15 protein-coding genes and 1 riboswitch are annotated in these 18,058 nt (G+C 33.3%); all 15 genes read right to left on the bottom strand.

Annotation, left to right across the window (positions count from 1 at the left end; translation table 11 throughout):
• Positions 1–256 precede the first annotated feature (256 nt).
• The 15 genes from preA to EV214_RS09410 all read right to left on the bottom strand — a co-directional run bounded on the left by preA (position 257) and on the right by EV214_RS09410 (position 17,975).
• Positions 257–1,492 (bottom strand): NAD-dependent dihydropyrimidine dehydrogenase subunit PreA, encoded by a 1,236-nt coding sequence (gene preA / locus EV214_RS09480; RefSeq protein ID WP_132245110.1) that lies wholly within the window; start codon positions 1,490–1,492, stop codon positions 257–259.
• A 2-nt stretch (positions 1,493–1,494) separates the two neighbouring features.
• Positions 1,495–2,778, bottom strand: coding sequence for an NAD(P)-dependent oxidoreductase (locus tag EV214_RS09475; protein ID WP_132245108.1), 1,284 nt, complete (start codon positions 2,776–2,778; stop codon positions 1,495–1,497).
• Between the two features lie 566 nt (positions 2,779–3,344).
• Complete coding sequence (purD, locus tag EV214_RS09470; RefSeq protein ID WP_132245106.1) at positions 3,345–4,610, bottom strand: phosphoribosylamine--glycine ligase; 1,266 nt, start codon at positions 4,608–4,610, stop codon at positions 3,345–3,347.
• 61 nt (positions 4,611–4,671) lie between these two features.
• Complete coding sequence (purH, locus tag EV214_RS09465) at positions 4,672–6,246, bottom strand: bifunctional phosphoribosylaminoimidazolecarboxamide formyltransferase/IMP cyclohydrolase (RefSeq protein WP_334295683.1); 1,575 nt, start codon at positions 6,244–6,246, stop codon at positions 4,672–4,674.
• Positions 6,236–6,868, bottom strand: a complete 633-nt coding sequence (gene purN / locus EV214_RS09460) for a phosphoribosylglycinamide formyltransferase (protein WP_132245104.1) — start codon at positions 6,866–6,868, stop codon at positions 6,236–6,238. Before purN ends, purH begins: the two co-directional genes overlap by 11 nt.
• On the bottom strand, positions 6,856–7,884 hold the full coding sequence (gene purM, locus EV214_RS09455; RefSeq protein WP_132245102.1) for a phosphoribosylformylglycinamidine cyclo-ligase: 1,029 nt from the start codon (positions 7,882–7,884) through the stop codon (positions 6,856–6,858). Before purM ends, purN begins: the two co-directional genes overlap by 13 nt.
• Positions 7,885–7,898: 14 nt before the next feature.
• Positions 7,899–9,314, bottom strand: a complete 1,416-nt coding sequence (gene purF, locus EV214_RS09450; RefSeq protein WP_132245100.1) for an amidophosphoribosyltransferase — start codon at positions 9,312–9,314, stop codon at positions 7,899–7,901.
• A gap of 24 nt (positions 9,315–9,338) precedes the next feature.
• Entirely contained in the window at positions 9,339–10,043 is a 705-nt protein-coding gene (gene purC, locus EV214_RS09445; protein WP_132245098.1) for a phosphoribosylaminoimidazolesuccinocarboxamide synthase, read from the bottom strand.
• A 23-nt stretch (positions 10,044–10,066) separates the two neighbouring features.
• Positions 10,067–10,549, bottom strand: a complete 483-nt coding sequence (gene purE, locus EV214_RS09440) for a 5-(carboxyamino)imidazole ribonucleotide mutase (RefSeq protein ID WP_132245096.1) — start codon at positions 10,547–10,549, stop codon at positions 10,067–10,069.
• 261 nt (positions 10,550–10,810) lie between these two features.
• Positions 10,811–12,133 (bottom strand): NCS2 family permease, encoded by a 1,323-nt coding sequence (locus EV214_RS09435; RefSeq protein WP_330571288.1) that lies wholly within the window; start codon positions 12,131–12,133, stop codon positions 10,811–10,813.
• A gap of 165 nt (positions 12,134–12,298) precedes the next feature.
• Positions 12,299–12,400: riboswitch (purine riboswitch) on the bottom strand.
• A 336-nt stretch (positions 12,401–12,736) separates the two neighbouring features.
• Positions 12,737–13,537, bottom strand: coding sequence for an undecaprenyl-diphosphate phosphatase (locus EV214_RS09430; protein WP_132245092.1), 801 nt, complete (start codon positions 13,535–13,537; stop codon positions 12,737–12,739).
• Between the two features lie 205 nt (positions 13,538–13,742).
• The gene (locus EV214_RS09425; RefSeq protein ID WP_132245090.1) at positions 13,743–15,218 is read right to left on the bottom strand and encodes a flotillin family protein; all 1,476 of its coding nucleotides are present in this window, start codon (positions 15,216–15,218) and stop codon (positions 13,743–13,745) included.
• 15 nt (positions 15,219–15,233) lie between these two features.
• A complete protein-coding gene (locus EV214_RS09420) occupies positions 15,234–15,782 on the bottom strand; it encodes a hypothetical protein (protein WP_165916321.1) in 549 nt (182 codons plus the stop codon).
• A gap of 261 nt (positions 15,783–16,043) precedes the next feature.
• Positions 16,044–16,973, bottom strand: a complete 930-nt coding sequence (locus EV214_RS09415; protein ID WP_132245086.1) for an OmpA family protein — start codon at positions 16,971–16,973, stop codon at positions 16,044–16,046.
• A gap of 33 nt (positions 16,974–17,006) precedes the next feature.
• Positions 17,007–17,975: a MotA/TolQ/ExbB proton channel family protein gene (locus tag EV214_RS09410; protein WP_165916320.1), complete on the bottom strand. Its 969-nt coding sequence runs from the start codon at positions 17,973–17,975 to the stop codon at positions 17,007–17,009.
• Positions 17,976–18,058 lie beyond the last annotated feature (83 nt).

Genomic DNA, 18,058 nt, shown 5'->3' with positions numbered 1-18,058 from the left:
TGTAAATCAAAATAACAATACGATACTATCCATGTAACTCTATATTTATTCTTCATCTCTCACCTCCCTTCATTTTAAATTCGATTGCTGAATACCTATTTTCAAAAGATCACAAATTTTGATATTAAACTGTTTCAAATATAGTTACCCAGCAATATATTTTTAAATTCTAAATATTCTGAATATTTAAGGTGAAATTCTAGTATCCTTATAGAACAAAAGGCACTTAATGAATTCTTGTGCCTTTTGTGTCTTATTAAATAACTACCGCTCTCTCTTTTGCGTTTTCTTTAAATTCGATTTCTCCTTTAGTAATACATTGTACAGGACAAACGTGCCCACACAGATGACATCCTACACAGTTCTCTTTTATAAGTTCAGGACGTCGATCTTCTTCATTCCATTTAATCGCTTGATGTCCTCCATCAAAACATGATATGTAGCATCTTCCACATCCTACACATTTTTCATCGTCAAATTTAGGATATACCACATAATCTCTATCAAGATCTTCAGCAGGAATAATATTCTTAACTGCTATTCCTACCATGTCTTCAAGTTTATCAAATCCTTTTTCCTCCATGAAATGAGAAACCCCACTGATCATATCCTCTACAATTCTATAACCATACTGCATTATGGCTGTTGTAACCTGTAAGTTACTTGACCCAAGCATAATGAATTCAATACAGTCTTCCCAAGTTTCAATTCCACCGATACCACTAATTGAAACCCCTTTAAGTTTTGAACAATTTGCAAGTTCATGGATAAATCTCAACGCAATTGGTTTTACCGCTTTTCCAGAATAACCAGATACAGATGATTTACCATTTATAACAGGTAATGCTGTACATCTATCAAAATCTACAGCTGTAATAGATTTTATCGTATTTATTGTTGATATACCATCTGCACCACCTTCTATAGAAGCTACTGCTGGATCCGCCATATTTCCAATGTTTGGTGTCATTTTTGCGAGTACAGGAAGTTTTGTTCCTCTTTTTACTGCTTCACAGTATTTTTTAACAAGCGCAGGGTTTTGCCCAACATCAGAACCCATCTCATGACTTGTCATTTGAGGACAAGAGAAATTACATTCTATTATATCTGCTCCTGCTTCTGTAACAAGCTGCGCAAGTTTCGTCCATTCTTCTTCATTTTCACCCATGATAGAAGCAATTAAAACTTTATTTGGATAATTCTGTTTTAATTTTCTTAATGCTTCAAGATTTTCTTCAAGTGAATGCGTTGAAATCTGCTCCATGTTTTTAAATCCTATAAAGGATGTTGCTTCTTTTGTTGTATTATCAAAACGTGGTGAAACTTCATTTGGAATATAAAACCCAATCGTTTTAAATACAATTCCACCCCAACCAGTTTCTAACGCTTTTGCACACATTTCATAACAAGCTCCTACTGGAGATGAAGATAAGAAAAAGGGATTTTCACATTTAACTCCACAAAAATTTATTGAAAGATCTTTCGTTTTCATTATTATCTATCTCCTTTCACATTTGCCATTTCATTTAAATAATTAGCAATTTCTATGGCAGCATCTTTACCATGTTTAACCGCATATACTACAGTCTTATCCCCTTCAACTATATCTCCAGCCGCAAATACACCTTCAATATTTGTTTGATAATCACAAATGCTGATTATTTGTTTATCATTCACATCCACATCGGCAATATTTTTGATTGGGTCTGCCTCTTGACCTATAGCAAATATAATTCGATCTGCTACAAGTTCTAATGATGCATCATCAAACATTCCCACAGCTTTAAATCTGTTAACACTTCCATCTTTTCCTATTATTTCTTCTGGCTTAAATCCTGTGTATATTGGAATATTTAAAGACTGGAGATGTTTAATTTCTTCTATATCTGCTGGCATTTTATCAATTGTTCTTCTGTAAACAATCTTAACATCTTCACACCCTAAAAGTTTGGTTGTAACGGCACAGTCAATAGCAACATCTCCACCACCTATTACGATTACATGTTCTCCTATATCAATATCTCCATCCGTTGATTTTGCTTCTGATAAATACTCGGTTCCTTTCAAAACACCATTCAGTTCCATTCCTTTTATATTTATCATTTTACTATTTTGCATTCCTACTGCAATAAGTATCGCTTTAAATCCTTGTTGTTTTAAATCATCTATATTTATATTTTGTCCAATTTTGCAATTTGTTTTAAATTCTACACCTAAATCTTTAATGTATCTAATTTCATCATCTATTACTGATTGTGGTAATCTTTCAGTAGGAATTCCATAAGAAAGCCATCCACCGAGTTTATTCTTTTGCTCAAATACTGTTACTTTATATCCATCCCTTACCAAACTTGCAGCTGCAGAAAGACCACTTGGACCCGATCCAATGATTGCTATTTTTTCTTTTACCGCTTCAACTGGTTCTAAAACCGTCATCCCTGTTGCTTTTTCATACGCTGTTAAATAACGTTGTAATTTTCTGATTTCAATGGGTTTATCGATACCGCAACGACTACAGGCATCTTCACAGTATTTACTTGTTGGACATACTCTTGCACAAATTCCTCCAAGCACATTATTTTCTCTTATGGTTTCTGCAGCACCCTTAATATTTCTGAAACGAAGTGATCGAATAAACTTTGCTGGGTCCGTTGCACTAGGACACGCCTTTGAACAGGGTGCATCATGGCATAATAAACATCTTGAAGCTTCTTCAATAGCCAACAATGGTGTTAATAACTTTTCTCTTTCATTTAGATACGTATTTTTTTTATCCATTTTAAATTCCCCCCTATGTAATTATGTTCTAAATTTATAAACTAAATATGATTAAATATATAACTGATGAAATGCACCATTCTCTTTGAAAAATGTTTTCTTTTACATGCCATCCTATTTCTTTTTAATTTTTTTATTTATGATTCTTTTTAACACGCCACTTTCATTATATTTTGATTCTTATATTGTTTTGTCTCATATCTTAATAATGCACTATATATGCCAATTTATATTCTTCTAAAATATTTTTAAAACAAAAATATAAAACGTCTATTTTTCAACGTTTTTATAGGATTATTTTTTTCATTTTTTAAAATATATCATGTAAGTTCCCGCTAAAATATAAATATATGATTTATTTTTGCATCATGAATCTATAAAATATGCATCACCCTAAAGGGCATATTCCTTTCCTTTAATTTTTATATATTTTTTCATGAAATTGATGTTTTTTTGTTTCTTCTTATTGCCTTTACCGTTTTAATATATAAAGCAATCCCCCCTGCTAGATACACTAAGCAGAGGGGAAATATTATTTTCATTATCTATTTTTCGTTTTTATAACTTTATTGATGATCTATCAGCGTACCAATATCCTTTCTATAATAACTCTTATCAAAAGAAATTTTTCTAGCATTTGTATACGCTTTTTTTCTCGCTTCATCTATGGTATCTCCCCAAGCAGTAACCCCTAATACTCTGCCTCCATTGGTCAAAGTTTTTCCATCTACCACTTTTGTTCCTGCGTGAAACACAAACGCATCCTCATCTATATCCGCAAGACCATGAATTTCTTTTCCTTTTTCATAAGTATCTGGATATCCACCAGAAGCCATAACAACACAAACAGTCTTTTTATCACTCCAAATAATTTTTTGTGTCTTTAATCTTCCATCTAAAATGCTTTCCATAATCTCTACTAAATCTGTTTCAAGTCTTGTTAGTATCGTTTGTGTTTCAGGATCACCAAACCTTACATTAAATTCTAAAACCTTTGGAATATTTTCTTCAATCATAAGTCCTATAAAAAGAATTCCTTTGAAATCTAGTCCATCTTTTTTAAATCCATCAATAATAGGAAGGAGTATATTTTGTTTCACTTCTTCTTTAAGACAATCATCGTAAATGTAGCTCGGAGAATAGGTTCCCATACCACCTGTATTCGGCCCTTTATCTCCATCAAATATTTTTTTATAATCCTGTGCACTCACCATAGGTACAATACTCTCTCCATCTACAAAACACAATATAGAAGTTTCGATGCCTGTCAAGTACTCTTCTATAATGATTTTTTCTCCAGCTTCACCGAATTTTTTAGAAAGCATCATGTAGTCTAAAGTTTCTAAAGCTTCATCTTCATTTTCTGCAATCACAACCCCTTTTCCAGCAGCTAGTCCATCTGCCTTAATCACCATAGGGTATCCATAAATGCCAACGGCTTCTTTTGCTTCTTCTAAACTTGTAAATTCTTTATATTTGCCTGTAGGAATATTATGTTTCACTAAAAATTCCTTTGTAAAAGCCTTACTTCCTTCTAACTGTGCACATTTTTTATTGGGTCCAAAAACTTTTAACCCTTCTTCTTCAAACCGATCAACAACACCCATCACCAGTGGCACTTCAGGCCCTACAACCGTTAAATCTATTTTATTTTCCTTTGCAAAATCACATAATCCTTCAATATCTTCTACCTTTATATCTATATTCTGTGCCATTTTACCAATACCTGCATTTCCAGGAGCACAATAAATCTTACGAACTTTTGGACTTTTACTTAGCTTCCATACAATCGTATGCTCTCGCCCACCATTGCCTACTACTAATATTTTCATATGAGACACTCTCCTTTCATCAACTTTAACTATCTAATAAGCATTGAAAGATCTTTATTGTTTAATGCTTAAAATGTCTCATTCCTGTAAACACCATTGCAATGCCGTATTTGTTTGCCATCTCTATAGATTCTTCATCTCTTATAGAACCACCGGGTTGAATAACAGCTGTAATCCCTGCTTTTGCAGCTGCTTCTATAGAATCTGAGAATGGAAAATAGGCATCTGACGCCATCACACTGCCCTTTACTGAAGTTTTTGCTTGCTTGATTGCATTTTCCACAGCCCAAATTCGATTTACTTGTCCTGGTCCAACGCCAATCGTCTGTCCATCTTTTCCTAAAACAATCCCATTTGATTTAATATGCTTTACAACCTTCCAAGAAAAAAGTAAATCTTCCATTTCTTTCTTTGTAGGAATTCTTCGTGTAACCACCTTTAATTCCTCTTCAATCAATTCATTATCAATCCCTTGAATTAATAAACCACCATTTACTTTCTTCATATCTACTGCATCTTTTCCTTGCTTCTTAGATATATTCGAAAGTTTTAATATTCTTATATTCTTTTTAGATTTTAATACTTCTAATGCATCTTGATCAAAATCAGGTGCAACAACAATCTCTATAAAAATCTTATTAATCTCCTCAGCTGTTCTTTTATCCATGGTACGATTTGCAACAATAATTCCACCATAAATAGATGTTGGATCACTCTTATATGCTTTTAAATAAGCATCATAAATATCATATCCACTGCCTACACCACATGCATTTGTATGCTTTACGCCTACAACAGTAGGTTGTTCATATTCTTTTAATAATTCTAGCGCGCCATTTGTATCATTGATATTGTTAAAGGAAAGTTCCTTTCCATGAAGCTGTACCGCTTCTACCAAAGAACCTTCATTTACCCCTACTTCTTTATAAAATATTGCCTTTTGATGTGGATTTTCCCCATATCTTAAATCTTGTACCTTTTCAAAAGTCATTGTAAGTACATCTGGTAATGGTGCATCTATTTGTTTTCTCAAATACGCTGCTATTAATGCATCATAATGCGCCGTATGTTCAAATACCTTTAGAGCTAATCTATATTTTGTATCATTTGATACCTCACCCTTATTTTCTAATTCTTCTAATACCGATGTATAGTGATCTGGGTTGCAAATAACAACAACATCCCTATGATTCTTTGCAGCACTTCTTAGCATAGTTGGTCCACCAATATCAATATTTTCAATCGCTTCTTCTAAACTTACATCTTCTTTTGCAATGGTTTCTTTAAAAGGATAAAGGTTGATCACTATCAAATCAATCGGTGTGATATTTAGTTCTTCTAACTGTTTTATATGCTCAGGATTATCTCTCATTGCGAGTATCCCTCCATGTACCATAGGATGCAAAGTTTTTACTCTTCCATCTAAGCATTCTGGAAAACCTGTTATATCTGATATAGCGGTTACTTTTATTCCTTCTTCAATCAGTACCTTTGCCGTTCCACCAGTTGAAATAATTTCTACGCCCATCCCTTGTAATTTTTTCGCAAAATCAACAATACCACTTTTATCTGAAACGCTAATCAACGCACGTTTAATCACAATCAACACCCCTTCCAATAATTCATTATATTTCATTTTCCAACGTAACGCGTCTACCTATTACTTCCAATTTTCCTTCACAAAATAGTTCTACTGCTAATGGCAAAATCTCATGTTCTACCGCTAAAACTCTTTTAGAAAGAGACGCTACTGTATCATCCGCTTTCACTTGTACTGCCTTTTGTAAAATAACAGGTCCTGTATCCGTTCCCTCATCTACAAAGTGTACCGTAGCTCCTGTTACTTTTACCCCATAACTTAGTACAGCTTCATGCACTTTTTCTCCATAATATCCTTTCCCACAAAAACTTGGTATAAGGGAAGGATGTACATTTATAATTCTATTTTTATACATCTGTACAATTTCTTTATCTAAAATACTCATAAAACCTGCTAAAACGATCAAATCTATCTTTTTTTCTTTTAAAATTTCTGTAATTTTTCTACTTCTTTCTTTCAAATCAGGGTAATTTTTCTTTCCTATATAGCATCCTTCTATTCCGTGTTTCTTTCCTCGTTCTAATGCATAAGCATTTTCTTTACTAGATAATATAATTTTTATTTCCCCATCTATATTATCTTTTTCAATATGATCAATAATTGTCTGAAGGTTTGTTCCACCACCGGATACAAAAACGGCAATGCTTATTTTTGGCATAAGCTTACCCCATGGTTTTTAGCGACCTTTCCGATTATATATGCCTCTTCATCTAAACTTTCCAAATATTTCATTATTTTTTCTGATTCCTCTTTTGATACAACTAGAATCATGCCGATCCCCATATTGAAAGTAGCAAACATTTCTTCCGTTTTAATGTTTCCTAGTTTTTGCATCAGTTTAAAGATAGGTAGCACTTTCCAGCTTTCTAAATTAATTTCTACCCCTAATCCTTCTGGTAAAATTCTTGGGATATTTTCATAAAATCCCCCACCAGTCATGTGCACCATGCCTTTTACTTCATATTGTTCTATCACTTTACTACAAACATCCACATAAATCCGAGTAGGCTTAATGATTTCTTCTCCTAAAGTGCAACCTAATTCATCTATATACTGATCGATCTTATAGTCTAATTTATCGAAGAATAATTTTCTCACCAATGAATATCCATTGCTATGAATACCACTTGAAGGCAGTCCTATCAATACATCCCCATCTTTTATATTGGATCCATCAATCATTTTTTCTTTATCTACCATTCCTACTGCAAAACCTGCCATATCATATTCTCCATCACTATAAAAACCTGGCATTTCTGCTGTTTCTCCTCCAACAAGAGAGCATCTCGCTTTTACACATCCATCTGCTATGCCTTTTACAATATCCGCGATCTTTTCAGACTCTAATTTTCCTGTTGCCACATAATCTAAGAAAAACAATGGTTTTGCACCTTGACATAAAATATCATTTACACACATTGCCACACAATCTTGCCCTACTGTATCATGTTTGTCCATTAGAAATGCAATCTTTAATTTTGTACCTACGCCGTCTGTTCCAGATACCAATACAGGTTTTTTATATCCTTCTAAATCTAATTCAAATAATCCGCCGAATCCCCCTAAACCACATAATACATTTTTCGTAAAAGTCTTTTGTACATGTTTCTTCATAAGAGAGACTGCTCTTGCACCTTCTGAAACATCTACACCCGCATCTTTATAAGTTAGCATTGTCAAGTCCTCCCCTATCTTTTCTCAAATAGATATTTACTTCCTTGTTTTGGCACTTCCATCGGGTAATCGCCACTAAAACAAGCACTACATAGGCTACACTCTTCCATACTGGTTGACGCAATGAGTCCCTCTATACTTAAATAGCCTAAAGAATCTGCACCAATCATTTCTCTAATTTCTTCTACTGAATTGACTGCGCCTACAAGATTTTTTCTCGTTGGTGTATCAATACCAAAATAGCAAGAATATCTTACAGGGGGTGAACATACTCTTACGTGCACCTCTGTAGCTCCTGCTCCTTTTAATAGATCCACAATTTGTCTACTTGTTGTTCCTCTTACAATCGAATCATCCACCATTACAATTCTTTTTCCTGCTACATTCTCCTTTAAGACATTTAACTTTAACCTTACGCTTCTCTCACGCATTTTTTGATCTGGTTGTATGAAGGTTCTTCCTACATATCTATTCTTTATAAGACCTTCTCCAAATGGAATATTTGACTGCTGTGCATATCCAATGGCTGCAACAGTACCCGAATCTGGTACAGCGATAACCAAATCTGCCTCTATAGGATGTTCTTTTGCCAATATTTTTCCTGCATTTCTTCTACTTACATATACACTTTGTCCATCTAATACACTATCCGGTCTTGCAAAATAAACAAATTCAAAGGAACAAAGTGCTTTCTTTTCACCCACGCTATATTGAATGCTTTTGATCTCATGATTTTCAATAATAACCATTTCACCAGGTTCTACATCTCTTATAAATTCTGCACCAATTACATTAAAAGCACAGCTTTCAGAAGACAATACATATCCCCCATCCATCTTTCCTATACATAGGGGTCTAAGTCCATTCGGATCTCTAACACCAATAAGCTTTTCTCCACAAGTAATAACAAGCGCATACGAACCTCTAATTTGCTTCATCGTATTTTTTATTGCATTTTCGATGCCTTCTTTGTGTTGCCTAGCAATCATAGTCGCGATAACTTCACTATCAATAGATGTCTGAAAAATAACCCCTTCATCTTCTAGTTCTTCTCGAATCGTATTTGCATTCACAAGATTCCCATTATGCGCAAGCGCAAGCGCTCCCCCCTTATGGTGTACCACTAAGGGTTGCGCATTTGTTACATAGCTTTCTCCTGTAGTAGAATATCTTACATGACCTATTGCAATATCGCCTTGCAATCTTTCAATAATTTCATCTGAAAAAACTTCTTGTACCAATCCCATTTCCTTATAATAATGTACTTGTCCGCCTTTATTTATAGCAATCCCAGCACTTTCTTGTCCCCTATGTTGGAGTGCATGCAATCCAAAATAGGCCAATTGAGATGTATTTTTTGCATTGGGCGCATAAATTCCTATGACCCCGCATTCCTCTTTCAATTTATCTAAATCAAATCTGTTATACATAAGCTACCTCCTAAAGGTGTGTTTCTATTTATTAATTCTTTCTAAAACTTCCTGATACGTCTTTTCAACGTCTCCTAAATCTCTTCTAAATCTGTCTTTGTCCATTTTCTTATTCGTCTGTGCATCCCAAAGTCTACAAGTATCTGGTGAAATTTCATCTGCTAAAATCACTTTGTCTTCAAAGATCCCAAATTCTAATTTAAAGTCAATAAGCTTTAATCCTCTTTCCATGAAAAATCCTTTTAATACTTCATTTACTTTAAAAGCATATTCTTTTACCTTCTCAACCTGTTCCTTTGTCGCGAGTGACATAGCCTCTATATGATAATCATTAATCATAGGATCGCCTAATTCATCATTTTTATATGAAAATTCTAATACAGTTGATTTCATTTGAACGCCTTCTTCTATTCCTAAACGCTTCGACAATGAACCTGCTGCCACATTTCTTACAATTACTTCTAGTGGTAGTATTTTTACAGCTTTTACAAGGGTATCACGGTCATTTAATTCTTTCTCAAAATGAGTAGGCACACCTTTTTCTTCTAACATTGCAAATAATAAGTTAGACATTTTATTATTTACAATTCCTTTATCTGCAATAGAGCCTTTCTTCAATCCATTAAACGCTGTTGCATCATCCTTATATGCTACAATATATCTTTTCTCATCCTCTGTTTTATATACTTTCTTTGCCTTTCCTTCATAAAGCATCTCTAATTTTTCCATTTTCATTTCCTCCCTGTTTGATTTTATCTGTTTAAAAACATCTCGTCTTTTTCAATGACTTCTTTTTCTTGTTTTTCCCTAAATGCTTTTAGTTTTTCCCTTAAATCAACATACTTGGTAGATAATATTTGAATAGCAAGGAGCCCTGCATTTTCTGCACCATTTATTGCTACTGTGGCTACAGGTATGCCCTTTGGCATTTGAACAATAGAAAGCAGTGAATCAAGTCCATCCATTGTTGAAGATTTTATAGGTATTCCTATAACAGGTAGTAGTGTAAGCGCTGCCAAAACCCCTGGAAGATGTGCAGCCTTACCAGCAGCCCCTATAATTACCTCATAACCATTTGTTTCAGCATTTTTTGCAAATTCCATCGCACGGTCTGGTGTCCTATGCGCTGACATGACACGAACCTGTACTTCTACTCCAAAATCCTTTAGAATTTCCTCTGTCTTTTTAACAACCTCATAATCTGAATCACTTCCCATAATGATTGCAACCTTCATATGATATCCTCCTCTTCAAAATAAGTTTCTATTTTTATTAACACTTAAATATAACTATTTCCCATTACTTATTCTTTATTCTTTTTGAATTTTCAATCCTCTTTTTGTGAAATTATTGCTTCATTAACTTTATTTCTTTCTATACTAAATTTTACAGCAACTTTATCTATTTTGATATTTCCAACTTCAAAAGTTAAAAATATCAAAATGGATAAGAAAAGCCCGCTATAGACGCCTATCATCTATCTCGGGCTATTTAGTTTAACCAAGTACATGCTTTAATATAAATAGTGTTGTAATTACATACATCATCGGGTGTACTTCTTTTGATCTTCCTGCCATTACTTTTAATAACACATAAGAAATAGTACCAAAAACAAGTCCTTCTGCAATACTATAAGCTAAAGGCATCATAATAATTGTAAGAAATGCAGGAATTGCCTCTGTATAATCTTCAAAATTTATTTTTAGTATTGGGCTCATCATAAACATTCCTACTACAATAAGTACTGCTGCTGTAGCTTGTGGCGGAACAGTCGCAAAAATAGGTGCACATGCTGCAGATATTAAAAATAATACTCCTGTTGTAAGTGCAGTTAGACCTGTTCGTCCTCCTTCTGCAACACCAGATGCACTTTCTACATAAGTCGTAACAGTACTTGTTCCCATCATGGCTCCAGCTGTAGTCCCAATCGCATCTGCAAATAATGCTTGTTTTACTTTAGGTATTTTTCCATCTTTATCAATCATGTTTGCTTTTGTTGAAACACCAATCAATGTGCCTAATGTATCAAATAAATCTACAAATAAAAAGGTAAATACAACGATTACCATATTCCATGATAATACTTCTTTCATTGAAACAAATTGCCAGAAAATTGGTTTAATCGATGGAGGGGTACTAATAAATGTATCTGGTATTGCTGTTTTTCCTATAATTATACCACCAATCGTTGTAACAATAATCCCCATCAACAAAGCGCCTTTTATATTTTTAACAAGAAGTATCCCGGTTACTATAATTCCTACTAATGCTAACAGTACGCCTGGATCTTTTACATTTCCTAAGCCTACTAAAGTCGCTGGATTATCTACAATGATTCCAGCACTTTGAAATCCTATAAAAGCAATAAATAATCCAATCCCTACACTTACAGAATTTTTAATCACCATTGGCATTCCATTAATGATTGCCTCACGAACGTTTGTTAAAGTAAGTATAATAAATATAAGTCCTTCAATTAAAACTGCAGTTAAAGCAAACTGCCAACTATATCCCATTCCAATAACCACCGAAAATGCAAAAAATGCATTTAATCCCATACCTGGTGCTAATGCAAATGGTAGATTTGCCATAAATGCCATTAAAAACGTAGCAAACGCTGCTGAAAGGGCTGTAGCTGTAAATACTGCTCCTCTGTCCATCCCTGTCGCACTTAATATGTCTGGATTAACAATTAAAATGTAGGCCATTGTCATAAAAGTCGTAACCCCTGCAATGATTTCAGTTTTTATCGTTGTCTTGTTCTCTGATAACTTAAATAAGTTTGCAAGTACTCCTTTATTTTTGTTTGTAATTTCCACTTTCATCTTCCTCCTTTTGATTAGGGGATCTTGTTTAAAAACAAAAAAACAGACGGGAAGGTTTTTACTTTAAGTGAAACCTCCCCGTCCGGGTTTTTATCCCCACGGTGTAGTATTACATAGTAATACCCGTATCACTTGGACCAGTCATTAAAAAATCGGAACCCTAGATACGCTTTCACCCATAGCCAAGCAATTTACGGTTGCCTTGTAGAAACTTTCGGACCCTATTTCCGAAATTATATGAGTAGATGATTTAGTTGTCGTCTGTTTATCCTTGCACTATTATCATAACAAAGTAGCTTTTTTTCGTCAATACTTTTTCGAATGTTTATATGTGTTTTTTTAAATTGATTTGTATAAACACGAACATTAACTATTTTTATTCATTTTATAATTCCTGTTTTAATATATCTTTCATGATTTTTTCTTATTCATATTTTTACCATACTTTTTTCCTGTTCTCATTGTAACAATATTTGATCCTAGTAAAAAATTTTCGATCCTTTTTATAATGCTTTCCTTTCTTTTCATTAAATATTCTAATAAAATAAGCTATGCTATTTTCTTTATGCGTAAAGAAAAATAACATAGCTTATCATTTTATCTGTAGAAATAAAATAAAATTAAGGCACCTAATACAATTCTATAATATCCAAATACTTTAAAATCTTTCTTTTTTATATATTCCATAAAAAAGGATATCACAACCAAAGCCACTATAAACGAAAGTACCACCCCTACTAGTAGGGTAATCCATTCACTAGAAGTTATGTAGATCCCTTTCTTTAAAAGAGAATAGGCTGTAGCGCCAGCCATCGTCGGAATCGCTAAGAAAAACGAAAATTCAGCAGCTACTTCTCTAGAAGTGCCTAGCGCCATTGCACCAATAATGGTAGCAGCAGATCTTGATGTTCCTGGAATCATAGCCAAACATTGAAAAAACCCAATCACAAAAGCCATTTTATAGCTTATTTGTCCTATATGTGTAATTTTAGGTCTCTTTTCTCCTTTTTCTAAGATCAAAATCAAAATACCTCCTACAACTAATGCAACTGCAACCGTGATAGAATTAAATAATTTTTCTTCAATAAGATCATGAAATAATGCCCCTAAAACAGCAGCAGGAATAAATGCAGTCACTACTTTGCACCAAAGAGTAATCGTGTCTCTCTTTTTTAAAATACTTTTCCTTTTAGAAAAAGGGTACAATTTATCCCAATATAAAACGAGTACAGAAAGTATCGCTCCAAATTGAATAATTACATCAAAACTCTTTGCAAACGATCCTTGAAATTCAATCCAATGGTTTACTAAAATAAGATGCCCTGTACTACTTATTGGTAAAAATTCAGTAATTCCTTCTACTATAGAAAGTATCACTGCTTTTAAAAGATCACTCATCATGTTCCCTCCTTTAAAATAAATACTTTATTTATTATACATTATATAAAAATAAGTACAAGATAAAAATCAACAAACGGTATAATCTCCCTTTGCTATTACAGCATTTTGAAGTTTATACCGTTCATTGATTACAGAATTTTCTATAAAATAACCCTTTCTATCTTTTTATCACTTTGTCTAAATTCTATGTATTTTTCTATCTTTACACATTCAAATCATTCATTTGTTCTTTTATTACTTTGTTCATATCTATTTTGTTTATATCCACTTTATTTTTCAACAGATTTAACAAATTAATTCCGGTTGTCGCTTCCACAACTTCAGGCACTTGGGTGATCATATCTGTAACATACCCTGAAATTTTAGCGGCTCCTTTATTTTTTCCTTCTCCACCATTATCAATCACAACAATTTTTTCAGTTTTTGTCAGTGGTTCTGAAATGTTTTTTGCAATCTCTGGTAGTTTTTCAATAAGCATTTGAAGCACAGCAGCTTCATTGTATTGTTTAAAGGCTTCTGCTTTTTTCGCCATCGCTTCCGCTTCTGCAATCCCTTTTTCTGCTATAACTGTGGCTTCTGCTTGCCCTTGTAATCTTATCGCTTCAGATTTTGCCTCTCCTTCAAACTTAATGGCTTGTGCTCTTGCTTCAGCCTCTAATTTCATTGATTGAGATCTTTCTTCTGCTTCTTGAATCCCTTTGTATTTTTGTGCCTCTGCTTGTTTTTTCACACTTGCTTCAAGTTCTCTTTCTCGTCTTATCGCTTCTCTTTCTGCAATTTCAATGGATTTTTCCTTTTTAAGAAGTTCAACGGCCATTTCCGTTTCTGTCACTTCTTTTTTTACTTTATTTCCTTCGATTTCATAAGCAAGGTCCGCTTTTGCCTTCTCAGTTTCTTGCTCTTTTCTATATGATTGTACCTTCAATTCCTTATCCTTACTATACTCTGCTATTTCTGTTTCTGCTGCAAGTCTTGCTTTTTCTCCTTCTTTAAATGCAATCGCTGTATTTACTTTTGCTTCTCTTTGCGCCTGTGCTTTCTTAATATCCATTTCTGATTTTGCATTTGCTTCTGCGATTTCTGCATCTCTTTTCACTTCTGCAATTCTTTTCTTTCCTAATGCCTGTAAGTATCCATTTATATCAGATATATCTTTTATCGTAAATGCTTTTATTTCAAGTCCCATTCCTGCTAAGTCAACAGCTGCTACTTCTTGCACTTGTGCTGAAAATTTTTCTCGGTCTTTATGAATTTCTTCCACTGTCATTTTTGAAATAATTTCACGTAGCTTACCTTCTAGCACATCTTTTGCAGTTTCTTTGATAAAGCTAATGGTCTCAGCCTCACGACCTGTATTAAATTGCTCTACTGCTGAATAAATAGATTCTTCATCTGATTTTACTTTTAAAACCGTAACCCCATCTACGATAATTCCTACCCCTTCTTCTGTAAGTGCTGCTTCTGTTCTTACATCAATCTTCATATTTTCTAGCGAAATAATATCTGTTCTTTCAAACAATGGAATAACCAGTCCACCACCACCAGATATTACCCTCTTTTTCATACCTGTTACTACAAGAGCCTTGTCTTGTGAAACTTTTCTCCACATAGACAAGATACTGATCACCAAAATAAGAATCACGCCTACAATTGCTGCAGGTATTAAATAATCTATCATTATTTCCATCCCCTTTTATATTTTTGTTGTAATATCATAATAAAAATTCTTTCTTTCTACATAATAGACATGCTTCTTTATATCTACTATAAAAACTTTTGTTCCAGCTTCAATAAAATCGCCCTTTATATGCTTTGCAGGAGAATCATAGGTATTTCCTTTACTTACATAAGATATTTTTCCAAATCCATTTTCCATAATAGAAGACTTCACTGTTGCGTCTAATCCAATGATTTCTTTTTGTGATGCAGCACTTGTATTTTGTGCCTTATATAAAGGAACCACAACAAATCTGTAAACTAAAAAAGAAATAAAATAAGCGAATACCAAAGAAATCAATAGTGTAAATATAGTCGCTATCCCTCTTCTTGTACACATAATTCCGGCCCCCCCAAATACTGTAATAAACGTTACTACAGTAATCGGTTTAACAGGAAGTATTGTAAATAAAGGAAAATCTACATCCCCATCAAAATCTATAGCATCAAACAAATGCCCTAATATTAGTGAAACAACAGCATATAAAATACCTGTTATAAAAGTGATTTTATAGATGAGTATCATCTTCTTTATGATCACCTCCTTTTTGTCGTAACCTTACTAGAGAAGGTATCCCTCCTCCTTTAAAATTTAACTTTTCTTAGAACCACAAAATAGTTCCATAGGTAATATATTCATTATTTTTCTAATTATTCCTCTATTTTATCATAAATGTAATTTTTTTGTAATATTTTGTTCTATAAACAAATAGGTAAACACGGATATTTTTTCTTTCGTTTTGAGTTAATTGCTTTAAAAAAAGAGCTAATAGGATATCCTATTAGCTTATTCATTATTTCCTTCAAATGCTTCCATAGATTCTTTAAGATATTCATTAATCGTATTTTGTATATGTGAATCTTTAAGAATGATAGAAATTTCTATTCTTCTATTTTTTGCTTTTGCTCCCTCTGTATCACTACTAGAGATAGGTCTAAATTCTGAATATCCACTTGCAGCAAAATACCTACCATATTTGCTTTCTATCTTTTTATTGCTCTCCATAAGATAATTGACTACGGTTGTTGCTCTTTTAGCAGATAAATCTCTATTATAAGCAGGATTGCCCACATCATCTGTATGCCCTTGAATACTTATGGCATCAATATTAGCTCTCGTCTCTTTATCATCTAACACTCTTTCAAATGCATCTGCTAAATTTTTCAAAAGCGCTTTTCCTTCTGGCTTTAGCTTATAAGAGTTGTATGAAAAAACTACACCTTCATTGATTACAATATTTCCATTATCTCCAATGGATACAAGTTCGTCTCCCGCTTCATTTTTTTTCCCTAATTCATCTTCTATAGAACCTTTTACCTTTTTTAGAACATCTAATCTTAAAAGGGCAACCCCTTGTAATTTTGTTCTAAGCTGTCCTAGTTCTCTATTGCTTTGTGCAATAATCTTCTTTTGTTCTTCGATCTGCTCTTCCGAAAGTTTTAGTGCGATTGCCCCTTCTTCTACTTCAGCCATTGTCTCTTTGATTTCATCCTTTAATAGTTTTAGTTTTTTATCTGCACGCTTGATTTCCATATTCGATTCTTCAAGCTGTTTTTGGGTTTGTTGTATATTTTTCCCGAATATAATACTTTGCATATAAGCAAGCAGCATTAGAAAAAATAAAACCAAAGCAATGGTTGAAATCATATCCGTAAAAGAAGGCCAAAAGTTCTGTGACTCTTTGGTCTTTTTAAAATTTCTTTTTCTTATCTTCATCTACACATTTCTCCTCCCCCCCAAAGCTTTTCCTTATTCCTTTGTTTTATATGATTTTGATAAATCTTTAGAATACGTTTTTAAATCATTTGTTAAGTCTGCAAATCCTACATTCATTCTCTCTATATTTGTTCTAAGCTGATAGTTAAATTCAGAAAAATCTCTTGTATTCTCTTTAAAATCCTTTAGGGATTGATCAAATAATTGCACACTTTCAAGTAATGCTTTTGAGGAAAGTCCGATATCTCTTGTTGCTGCTGTAAACTGATTGCCTAGTCCATCTGCAACATATTTAATGCTGTTTTCCATTTTTCCTCCCAATTCCCTAAAAGTACCCTTTAAAGCTTCATCTAGTAATTCATATTCTGTTTTCTTTTCCTTTGAAAATGCTAATGCCACATGATTATCCAAATATTCTTCCAATACTATCATTACAGCTTCTCTTTCAGTCTCAACATCATAGATGATATTTAATATGGTAAATATGATAGAACCTGCAATTCCAAACAAAGATGTAACAAATGCAACAGACATCCCTTTTACAGAATTCATCAATCCTGAAACAATTGATTCCATACTATTCAGCATGTCCACATTTCCACTAGCACTAAGCATTTCTACAAGCTTTCCAATAGATAATGTTAGTCCATAGAAGGTTCCTAAAAGTCCTAATATGATCATCAAAGATACGGCATTCTTGATAAATCTTTCTCCTAAATTTAAACGACTTAACTCACTATTAAAATTTCTTTCGATAATGGCTTGTGTGTTTACTTCTTGATTTCCCTTTGCAGCCCTTTTATAATCTTCGATAATTAGATTTAATACCTTATAATCATATTTACTATTTTCTCTATTTTGTGCATCTAATAAATCCTCACGAATATTCATGTATTTTTTTCGAATCACAACAGTCGCAACAAATCCCACCATAAATACACCAATAATTGCTACGATTAAAACAATCGCCAATGGATTTAGTTTTCCTAGTACATTAAACAATGTAATTCCCCCTCTAAAAATAAATTTTTGCATACACAGAACGACCTTCTTAAAAAAACACCCTATCTATTGATCTCGAAACA

Origin of the sequence: Marinisporobacter balticus (genome assembly GCF_004345705.1) — a bacterium.
Taxonomy (GTDB): Bacteria; Bacillota; Clostridia; order Peptostreptococcales; family Thermotaleaceae; genus Marinisporobacter; species Marinisporobacter balticus.
This window is presented reverse-complemented; position numbering and strand designations above follow the sequence as displayed.